This window comes from Acidimicrobiales bacterium, assembly GCA_035316325.1.
In the GTDB taxonomy this organism is placed as follows: domain Bacteria; phylum Actinomycetota; class Acidimicrobiia; order Acidimicrobiales; family VFJN01; genus DASXTK01.
The window spans coordinates 20,822-28,171 of the sequence record DATHJB010000140.1 but is presented as its reverse complement, the minus strand read 5'-3'; the positions used below and the strand labels follow the sequence as shown (position 1 = coordinate 28,171).

General features: G+C 72.8%; 8 protein-coding genes. 6 read left to right on the top strand and 2 right to left on the bottom strand.

Features of this window, described 5'->3' with window-relative positions; all coding sequences use genetic code 11:
* Positions 1–584, top strand: a 584-nt coding sequence (locus tag VK611_18795; protein ID HMG43385.1) for an acyl-CoA synthetase, incomplete at its 5' end; no start/stop codon positions are given.
* On the opposite strand, the gene VK611_18790 is transcribed toward VK611_18795, so the two are convergent.
* Together VK611_18790 and VK611_18785 are read right to left on the bottom strand one after the other, a co-directional pair.
* Positions 581–1,588 (bottom strand): aldo/keto reductase, encoded by a 1,008-nt coding sequence (locus VK611_18790; protein ID HMG43384.1) that lies wholly within the window; start codon positions 1,586–1,588, stop codon positions 581–583. The genes VK611_18795 and VK611_18790 overlap by 4 nt on opposite strands.
* Positions 1,589–1,625: 37 nt before the next feature.
* Positions 1,626–2,459: a TIGR03619 family F420-dependent LLM class oxidoreductase gene (locus tag VK611_18785; protein ID HMG43383.1), complete on the bottom strand. Its 834-nt coding sequence runs from the start codon at positions 2,457–2,459 to the stop codon at positions 1,626–1,628.
* Positions 2,460–2,600: 141 nt separating this feature from the next.
* Here VK611_18785 and VK611_18780 point away from each other — a divergent pair, with 141 nt between their 5' ends.
* From VK611_18780 to VK611_18760, 5 genes are read left to right on the top strand one after another with little or no spacing between them, the layout of a single operon-like run.
* Positions 2,601–3,437: an amidohydrolase family protein gene (locus tag VK611_18780; GenBank protein ID HMG43382.1), complete on the top strand. Its 837-nt coding sequence runs from the start codon at positions 2,601–2,603 to the stop codon at positions 3,435–3,437.
* Positions 3,427–4,185: a glucose 1-dehydrogenase gene (locus VK611_18775; GenBank protein ID HMG43381.1), complete on the top strand. Its 759-nt coding sequence runs from the start codon at positions 3,427–3,429 to the stop codon at positions 4,183–4,185. The genes VK611_18780 and VK611_18775 overlap by 11 nt, the downstream gene beginning before the upstream one ends.
* A 28-nt stretch (positions 4,186–4,213) precedes the next feature.
* A complete protein-coding gene (locus tag VK611_18770) occupies positions 4,214–5,017 on the top strand; it encodes a hotdog domain-containing protein (protein ID HMG43380.1) in 804 nt (267 codons plus the stop codon).
* On the top strand, positions 5,014–6,063 hold the full coding sequence (locus VK611_18765) for a phosphotransferase family protein (GenBank protein HMG43379.1): 1,050 nt from the start codon (positions 5,014–5,016) through the stop codon (positions 6,061–6,063). Before VK611_18770 ends, VK611_18765 begins: the two co-directional genes overlap by 4 nt.
* Positions 6,063–7,334, top strand: coding sequence for an acyl-CoA dehydrogenase family protein (locus VK611_18760; GenBank protein HMG43378.1), 1,272 nt, complete (start codon positions 6,063–6,065; stop codon positions 7,332–7,334). Before VK611_18765 ends, VK611_18760 begins: the two co-directional genes overlap by 1 nt.
* Positions 7,335–7,350: the final 16 nt, after the last annotated feature.

Below are 7,350 nucleotides of genomic sequence, written 5' to 3'. Positions count from 1 at the left end.
CGTGGCTCACCCGGCCCGGCACCGTCGGCCGGCCGGCGGTCGGCCAGGTGATGATCGGCGACGCCGTGGGCGAGCCGCTCCCGGTCGGGGAGACCGGCCTCGTCTACCTCAAGGCGCCTCCGGCGGGCCGCTTCGAGTACTTCAAGGACTCGGCGAAGACGTCGTCGACCTACCGGGGCGACCACTTCACGCTGGGCGACGTCGGCCACATGGACGCGGACGGCTACCTGTTCCTCACCGACCGGTCGGCCAACCTGATCATCTCCGGCGGCGTCAACATCTACCCGGCCGAGGTCGACGCCGTGCTGCTGGAGCACCCGGCGGTGGGCGACGCCGCCACCATCGGGGTGCCCGACGAGGAGTGGGGCGAGCGGGTGGTCGCCGTCGTCGAGCTGCAGCCCGGCCTCGACGGCACCGACGAGCTGGCGGCCGAGCTGGTCGAGCACTGCCGGGCGCGCCTGGCCCGGTTCAAGTGCCCGCAGGCGGTCGAGTTCACCGCCGAGCTGCCCCGCCAGGACAACGGCAAGATCTACAAGCGCCTCCTGCGCGACCGCTACCGCAACGGCGACGGCCCCGCGTCCTAACGCGCGCCAATCGGGCGGCGGCGGCGCCACGACGAGGCGACGGCGGGAGGGACCCAGCCGACGTCGGTGGCGTCGATCGACGTGCCGGGCGGGACCAGCTCGTCGATGCGGTCGAGAACGTCGTCGTCGAGGCGGACCTCGGCCGCGCCCAGCAGGCCCTCCAGCTGCTCCATCGTGCGGGGGCCGATGATCGGGGCCGTGACCGCCGAGTGCGCCAGCGTGAAGCCCAGCGCCAGGTGGGCGAGCGGCATGCCGGCCTCCGCGGCCAGCGCCTCCAGCTGGAGCACCAGGTCGAGCTTGCGCTGCACGTCGGGGCGGGTCGGGTCGAAGCGCTGGGGCATCCGTGCCGCTCGACCGGACGTGGCCGCGGCCGCGCCGGGCCGGTAGCGGCCGGTGAGGAACCCGCCGTTGAGCGGGCTCCACGGGATCACCGCCATCCCGTAGCGCTCGCAGGTGGGCAGGACCGACGCCTCGATCGTGCGCACGAAGATCGAGTACGGCGGCTGCTCCACCCGGAACCGCTCGTGGCCCCGGCGCTCGGCGGCCCACTGCGCCTCCACGATCGCCTCGGCCGGGAAGGTCGACGACCCCAGGTAGCGGACCTTGCCGGCGTGGACGAGGTCGGACAGCGCGGACAGCGTGTCGTCGACGTCGGTGTCGGGCTCGGGCCGGTGCACCTGGTAGAGGTCGATGTAGTCGGTGCCCAGGCGGCGCAGGCTGTCCTCGACGGCCCGCACGATCCAGCGGCGCGAGTTGCCGCTCCGGTTGGGGTCCTCGCCCATGGCGCCGTGGAACTTGGTGGCGAGCACCACGTCGTCGCGTCGGCCCTCCAGCGCCCGCCCGACGATCTGCTCCGACACCCCGGCCGAGTAGACGTCGGCGGTGTCGAGGAAGTTGAGGCCGGCGTCCAGGGCCCGGTGGATGATGCGGACGCAGTCGTCCTCGTCGCGGTTGCCGATCGGCCCGAACATCATCGCCCCCAGGCACAGGGGGCTCACCTTCACGCCGGTGGACCCGAGTGATCGGTAGCGCATCGTCACCTCAGAGGTAGCTGGTGAAGTCGTCGAGGGTGCGGCGGATCGTGTCGAGGTCGGCGGCGGGGATGCGCAGCACCACCTCCTGGACGCCCAGCTCGCGGTAGTGGTCGAGCTTGCCCTCCGACGGCAGGGTGCCGAAGGGGACGATCCAGGCGTCGGCCGGGTCGCGCCCGGCCTTGGTGAACGCCTGCTGGAGGTCGGCCTGTGCCGCGGCGGCGCCGGCTCCGCCGAACGGGATCCAGCCGTCGCCCCACTCGGCGATCTCGGCGAACAGCCGGGGTGAGGGCGCGCCGCCGAGCAGCGTCCGCACCCGGGGTCGCTGGACGGGCTTGGGCCAGGCCCAGGAGTCGTCGAAGCGCACGGCGTCGCCGTCGTAGCGAGCCACGTCGTCGCGCCACAGGGCCTGCATGGCGAGCACGTGGTCGCGGACGACGTCGCGCCGGCGGGCGAAGTCGACGCCGTGGTGGCCGATCTCGGCCCGGTTCCAGCCGTAGCCCACGCCCAGCACGATGCGCCCGCCACTGAGGTGGTCGAGCGTGGCGATCTGCTTGGCGAGGGCGATGGGGTCGTGCTGGGCGACCAGCGCGACGCCGGTGCCGAGCCGGATGGTGGTGGTGGCCTGGGCGGCCATGGCGAGGGCGATCCACGGGTCGAGCGTCCGGCGGTAGCCGTCGTCGAGCTCGTCGGCCCCGGTGGGCAGCTCGGTCTTCTGGTCGACCGGCATGTGGGTGTGCTCGGGGACGTACAGCGACGCGAACCCCCGTTGCTCCGCCTCGATCGCCACGTCCGCGGGCGTGGCCGTCAGGTCAGTGGCGAAGAACGTCACCCCGATGTCCATGCCGCCGGAAGCTAGCAGGCCTGCCACCAGCGAACCCAAGCGCTTGGTAGGGAACGGGGGAGGTGGCCTGGGCGATTGACAGCGCCGTCCCCCACGGGCGAGGGTGTACCCGGACAAGCGCTTGGTAAGGAGTGGCTTCACATGAGCATGCCCGCCGATGTCGGGGTGATCGACACGTTGATCGGACTACCCCATGTGTTCCCCGAAGGCCAGAACCCGCACGACCTGATCTCCTACATGTTCAAGGAGTTCCCGGAGGTCCCGCGGACCGAGCACAGCATCGACGACCTGCTCCGGACGATGGACGAGTACGGCATCGAGAAGGGTCTCATCCCGCTGTTCCTCGAGGACGAGATGTGCGTGCGGGCCGTCAAGGAGCACCCCGACCGCCTGCTCGGCTCGGTGGCGATCGACCCCAACGACGGCATGAAGGCCGTCCGCGACCTGCAGCGGGCGGTGGAGGAGATCGGGGCCAAGGCCGCCCAGTACATGCCGGCCGACGTCCACCCGTTCGTGCCGATCAACGACAAGCGCGCCTACCCCGTCTACGCCAAGTGCGTCGAGCTGGACGTGCCGATCTTCGTCAACGGCGGCGTGCCCGGCCCGCAGGTGCCCTACGAGAGCCAGCACCCCGGCCTGGTCGACGAGGTGTGCTGGTTCTTCCCGGAGCTCAAGTTCGTGTTCCGGCACGGCTGCGACCCGTGGACCGAGCTCACCGTGAAGCTGCTGCTGAAGTGGCCGAACCTCTACTACTCCACCAGCGGCTGGGCGCCGAAGTACTACCCCAAGCCGATCATCGACTACGCCAACAGCCGCGGCGCCCACAAGGTGCTGTACGCGGGCTACTACCCCTACGGCCTGGAGCTGGAGCGCATCTTCCGGGAGCTGCCGAACGTCCCCCTGAAGGACGAGGTGTGGCCCCGGTTCCTGCGCCACAACGCGGCCCACGTGCTCGGCCTGGACGACAGTGACGGCTGACGCCTTCCGCCTCGACGGCAAGGTCGCCCTGGTCACAGGGGGCAGCCGGGGCATGGGTCGGTCGATCGTGCTCGGGTTCGCCGAGGCGGGCGCCGACGTCGTGATCGTCAGCCGCAAGCTCGAGAGCTGCGAGAAGGTGGCCCGCGAGGTCGAGGAGTCCACCGGGCAGCGGGCCCTCCCCCTGGCCTGCCACCTCGGGTACTGGGACCAGGTCGACGAGCTCGTGGCCGCGGCGTACGACCACTTCGGGCGGGTCGACGTCCTCGTGAACAACGCGGGGATGTCGCCCGTCTACTCCGACGCGGCGGAGATCAGCGAGGAGCTGTACGACAAGGTCCTGGCGGTCAACCTGAAGGGCCCGTTCCGGCTGACGGCGCTGGTCGGGGCCCGCATGGCGGCCGGCGACGGCGGGTCGATCATCAACGTGACCAGCCACTCGGCGGTCCACCCCGACGAGACGATGATCACCTACGCCGGCGCCAAGGCGGGGCTCAACGCCATGACCATCGCCTTCGCCCACGCCCTCGGGCCCAAGGTGCGGGTGAACGCCATCCAGCCCGGCACGTTCCTGACCGACATCAGCAACGCCTGGGACGACGACGACGTGGAGCGCTGGGTGTCGTCCTACGCCCTGCGGCGGGCCGCGCAGCCCCACGAGGTCGTCGGCACCGCGCTGTACCTGGCGTGCGACCAGGCGTCGAGCTTCACGACCGGGGCCATCGTCCGGGTCGACGGGGGCAACACGTGACGGTGGGGCCGCGGCGGTGCTGGTGAGGATGTCGGTCGAGGCCGTGCGCCGGATGGGCGTGGTGGCCGGGATCGACCCGCCCGAGGCCCGCATGATCGTGCTGCCGGCGCTGTCGGATGCGGCGGGTGTCCCCCGGGTGGGCGTGCTGGCGGCGCTGGCCGACAGCGTCACCGGTGTGCACGCCCTGGAGGTGCTCGACTGCGAGGCGGCGCTGACCGCCGACCTGGCGGTGCACAGCGCCGGGGTGCCGGTGGCGCCGGGGACGGTGCTGGCGGCGACCAGCCGGCTGCTGAAGCGCCGGCGCCGGGGGGCGGTGTTCCAGGTCGAGGTGGCCGATGGTGAGCACCGCGTCGCCACGGCGACGGTGACCTACAGCACCGCCGGCGAGGGCGCCGTCCGGGTGCCCGAGGCGATGACCGAGCCGGCGACCGAGCCCTGGCCCCCCGACGACCTGTGCACCTCGGTCGACGAGCTGCTGCCCCTCGACGAGGCGGCGGACGGCGGCGGGATGGAGCTGGCCGTCGACGAGGTGACCTGCAACAACTTCGGGGTGCTGGCGGGCGGCGCGATCGGGATGGCGGCCGACGTGGCCGCGGCGCGCACCGCCGGGCGCCTCCTCGACGGCGACGCCACCGTCACCGACCTGGTGGTGCACTTCCTGGCGCCCGGGCGGGTGGGGCCGGTGGCGATCCGGACCGACGTCGTGGCCCCCGGGCCCGACCGGGTGTCGCTGCGCATCACGATGACCGACCGCGGCGACGGGGACCGGCTGCTCGTCGCGGCCACGGCCGGTGCCTGCCGGTCGAGAGTCGCTCGGGACCTGGTGCCGTGAGCAGCCTGACCGCCGACGAGCGGATCTCCGCCGAGCTGGCGCCCGAGGCGGCGCTGCGGGCCTGGGTCGGCGACCGGCTGCCGGGCGAGGGGCCGTTCACGGTCCGCCGGGCCACCAAGGGCCTGTCGAACGAGATGTTCCTGCTGGCCCGCGGCGGCCACCACTGGATGCTGCGCCGCCCGCCCCGCACCGTCAACGCCAAGGGCGCCCACGACATGGCCCGGGAGTTCCGGGTGCTCCAGGCCCTGGAGGGCACCGCGGTGCCGCACGCCCAGGGCCTGCTCCTGTGCGAGGACCCGGCGGTCCTCGGGGCGCCGTTCTACGTGATGGAGCAGGTCACCGGCGTCGGCCTCTACGACGGCGTGCCCGCGGCGCTCGACCGGCCGGGTGCCCGCACCCGGGTCGGCGAGGAGCTGGTCGACGCCCTGGCGGAGCTGCACCTGGTCGACTGGGAGGCCGCCGGCCTGGGCGACTTCGGGCGGCCCGACACGTTCACCGCCCGCCAGGTGAGCCGCTGGACCCGCCAGCTCGACACCTACCGCGTCCGCGACCTGCCCGACCTCGACGCCGCCGGCGCCTGGCTGGAGGCCCACGTCCCGACGATGCAGCGCGCCGCGCTCGTGCACGGCGACTACGGGCTCCACAACGTGCTGTTCGCGCCGGCGCTGCCGGTCGAGCTGGTGGCGGTCGTCGACTGGGAGACCGCCACCATCGGCGACCCGCTCGTCGACCTGGGCTACCTGCTGTCGCTGTGGCTCGAGGGCGACGAGCCGGCGCGCTGGACGGCGTCGGCCCTGCCCTACGACAGCGCCGGCTACCCGCCTCGCGCCGACCTGGCAGCCCGCTACGCCGCGCGCACCGGCGCCGACCTCGCCGCCCTCGACTGGTACCGGGCGGTCGGCCAGTTCCGGGTGGCGTGCATCCTCGAAGGTGCCTACGCCCGCCACCTGGCCGGCGGCACCGACGACCCGTCCATGGCGAGCCTGCGCGAGCGGGTGCCCAACCACGCCGCCTACGCGGCCGCGATCACCCGAGGGGAGGCCTGATGGCCTGGTCGTTCGCCACCGAGCCCGAGGACGAGAAGCGGCTCGACTGGGCCCGCGACTTCCTGCGGGAGCGGGTCTACCCGCTGGAGACCCTCGACCTCGACGACGCGGCCTTCCGGGCCGTGACCGCCGAGCTGCAGGAGGAGGTGAAGGCGGCCGGGCTGTTCGCCGCCCACCTGCCGCCGGACCTGGGCGGATCGGGCCACGGCCAGGTGTTCCTGGCGCTGCTCAACGAGATCGTGGGTAGCTCGGCCACCATCGGGCCGATCCTGTTCGGCAGCCAGCCGCCCGATTCCGGCAACGCCGAGCTGATCGCCATCGCCGGGACCGACGAGCAGCAGGAGCGTTGGATGCGGCCGCTGCTGGCCGGCGAGCTGCGCAGCTGCTTCTCGATGACCGAGCAGGGCCGCGGCTCCGACCCGACGCTGATCGAGACCCGGGCCCGGCGCGACGGCGACGAGTGGGTGATCGACGGGCAGAAGTGGTTCTCGTCGAACGCCTCGATCGCCGACTTCCTCATCGTGATGTGCCGCACCAACGACGGCCCCGAGGTGCACAAGCGGTTCTCGATGCTGGTGGTGCCAGCCGGCGCGCCCGGCCTCCACATCCGCGACGTGCCCACCATGCAGCACCCCTACGAGCGGGCGCCGGCCTACGCGGCGGAGGGCGAGGTCACCTACGACGGCGTGCGGGTGCCGGCCGACCACCTGCTGGGCGACGAGGGTGCAGGGTTCGCCCTGGCCCAGCGGCGCCTCGGCCCGGGCCGCATCCACCACTGCATGCGCTGGATCGGCCAGTGCCGGCGGGCCTTCGACATGCTGTGCGAGCGGGCGGTGTCGCGGTCGGTGCACGGCTCGACGCTCGGCGACAAGCAGCTGGTGCAGGCCTGGGTGGCCGACTCGTACGCCCAGATCGAGGCCGCCCGCCTGCTCACGCTCAAGGCCGCCTGGACGATCGACACCCAGGGCGTCCGGGCAGCCATCAACGACATCTCGATGATCAAGTTCGTGGGCGCCGAGGTGCTCCACGCGGTGATCGACCGGGCGATCCAGCTGCACGGCTCCTTGGGCTACTCGTCCGACATGCCGCTGGAGGAGATGTACCGGCTGGCTCGCGCCGCCCGGATCTACGACGGGCCCGACGAGGTGCACCGCGTCGGCGTCGCCCGCCGGATCCTGCGGGGCTACCAGCCGCGGGACGTGCCGACCGAGCACGTCCCGACCCGTCGGGCCGCGGCTGTGGAGCAGTACCGCGCCCACCTGACCGAGTGACCGCATGACCAGACGA